The organism is Dolomitihabitans soli, assembly GCF_022213955.1.
GTDB classification, from domain to species: Bacteria; Actinomycetota; Actinomycetes; order Streptosporangiales; family Streptosporangiaceae; genus Streptosporangium_A; species Streptosporangium_A soli.
In genome coordinates this window covers 1-1,949 of sequence record NZ_JAKNTW010000066.1, presented here as the reverse complement: position 1 = coordinate 1,949, position 1,949 = coordinate 1, and the positions used below count along the sequence as shown (strand labels likewise).

Annotated in this window: 2 protein-coding genes and 2 pseudogenes; 3 read left to right on the top strand and 1 reads right to left on the bottom strand. The window is 65.5% G+C overall.

Annotation, left to right across the window (positions count from 1 at the left end):
* From MBA17_RS48955 to MBA17_RS48945, 3 genes and pseudogenes are all read left to right on the top strand, one after another.
* Positions 1-185 (top strand): ArsR/SmtB family transcription factor (locus MBA17_RS48955; protein ID WP_238505822.1); only part of this gene is annotated, 185 nt, incomplete at its 5' end.
* A gap of 44 nt (positions 186-229) precedes the next feature.
* Positions 230-412 carry a hypothetical protein gene (locus MBA17_RS48950; protein WP_238505821.1) on the top strand — a complete coding sequence of 61 codons (183 nt, stop codon included), beginning with the start codon at positions 230-232 and terminating at the stop codon, positions 410-412.
* Positions 413-708: 296 nt separating this feature from the next.
* A pseudogene (locus MBA17_RS48945) lies at positions 709-1,698 on the top strand (IS5 family transposase).
* 124 nt (positions 1,699-1,822) lie between these two features.
* Here MBA17_RS48945 and MBA17_RS48940 read toward each other — a convergent pair.
* Positions 1,823-1,949: pseudogene (locus MBA17_RS48940) on the bottom strand (IS630 family transposase); the annotation flags it as partial.

Genomic DNA, 1,949 nt, shown 5'->3' with positions numbered 1-1,949 from the left:
ACCTCGAAACCGCCCGGTCGACCGCAGAACTCGCCACCCGGATCGGATACACCCCGGGCACCGTCTCCTACCACCTCGGCGCACTGCACCGCGCACGCCTCGTCACCAAGGTCAGAGACGGGCGCTACGTGTTGTACCAGCGGACCGCACAGGCAGCACGTCTGCTCGAAGAATCCTGCGACTAGGGGTGTGATCTCGTCCAAGGCTCTGATGTTCGCAGGAGGCATTGATGCCCCAGCTCCCCTCTGATGTCGAGTCGACGCCGTGGAACCCGCCCTCCGCCGCCGGTGTGCCCCGGCTGCGTGCGGCGATGGCCCGGCAGATGCGTACTCCTCACGAGATCGCCAACACCGCCGCGCTGGTGGCATCCGGTAAGGGGTCGATCGTGCCACCCGCGCTCGACCCGGGGTAGGACGCGCGATGGCTGTGTGAGAGTGAGTACCAGCGGCTGAGCGCGGCGGAGTTGTTCTTCGTCTCGGCGGAGATGACCCAGCTCGCCGTCACCGCGGGAGAGTCCTTGCCCGACTTCCAACTCGAACCGAATGATGTGCCGGCCCCGAACGGTTTTATCGTGTTCAGCGAGCCGATCGGCTCCTACATCTCCACCGACGCACCCTCGCCCACCAGGGTCCTCTCTAGGGCCTGTGCGGAGTTGAGATCAGAGGGATTCGCCTGCGCTGTGGTTTCTGATCCTGGTAAGCCATCGCCATGGCGCGCGGAGACCTCACCGATGACGAATGGGCCCTGATCGATCCTCACCTGCCGCTGGGAGAGCGAGGCCCGATCCCGGATTTGCGGCAGCAGTTCAACGCCGTGATGTGGCGGTTTCGTACCGGCAGTCCATGGCGGGATCTGCCCACCGAGTACGGACCCTGGTCCACCGTCTACGACCGGTTCCGGCTGTGGGCCACAGCCGGTGTCTTCGAGCAGTTGATGCAGGCGGTGATCGCTGAGGCCGCGGCTCGGGGGCAGGCCGACCTTGAGCTGGTCAGCGTGGACTCCACCACGGCCCGCGCCCACCACCACGCCGCCGGAATGGCCCTGGACGGTGAGCTGGTCACAGCGCTGGAGAAGGCCGCCGACCAGGAAAGGGGGCTGCGCCAAAGGGGCAAAACCCCCACAACGGCAAGTGCGGCGACGATGGGGATCATGGCGGGGATGAACGCCGGCGGTTACGACGACGGCGCAGAATACGGCTGACGGCAGCCGCATTGGGCCGCTCTCGGGGTGGACTGACCAGCAAGGTCCATCTGTCCGCCGACCGGCGATGCCGTCCGCTGTCCTTCGTCCTCACCCCGGGCCAAGCGGGAGACAGCCCGCGGTTTCGCGCCGTCCTGTCCCGCATCAAGATCCGGCTGCCCGTCGGACGCCCGCGCACCCGCCCGGCCGCGGTGGCCGCCGACAAGGCCTACTCTTCCCGCGGCAACCGCCTCTACCTGCGCCGACGGCATCAAGGCCGTCATCCCCGAGAAGAGTGACCAGGCGGCCAACCGCAAGAAACGCGGCTCCCGCGGCGGCCGCCCGATCACCCATGATCCGTATCTCTACCAGCAGCGCAACACGGTGGAACGATGTATCAATCGGATCAAAGAGTGGCGCGGGCTGGCCTTCCGTTTCGACAAGACTCCCGACAGCTACCTCGCCGGTCTTCATCTACGCGGAACCATCTTGTGGATCCGAAGCCTTCAACCCGTCTGAAGATCTGAAATCCGTACAGGCCCTAGGCTAGTGCGGTGTCCAGAAACGTTCACCGGCTTCAGGTGCTGTGATCGCCGAGGTCAGGAACCAGCTCGGACCCCGGCGAAGGTTTGTGGACACCGCACTAGTGTCCTGCGTCAGAAATCCGTCGGCAATATCGGGCGAGTGATTCGAGGATCTCTTCGGCGGTCTTTCGCCACACAAACGGGCGCGGGTTGTCGTTCCACTGATCGATCCAGGCCCGGATCTCC

What these genes read in the sequence shown, in the direction of transcription:
- MBA17_RS48950 (WP_238505821.1), top strand. Translation starts at nt 230, where the DNA reads ATGCCCCAGCTCCCCTCTGATGTCGAGTCGACGCCGTGGAACCCGCCC.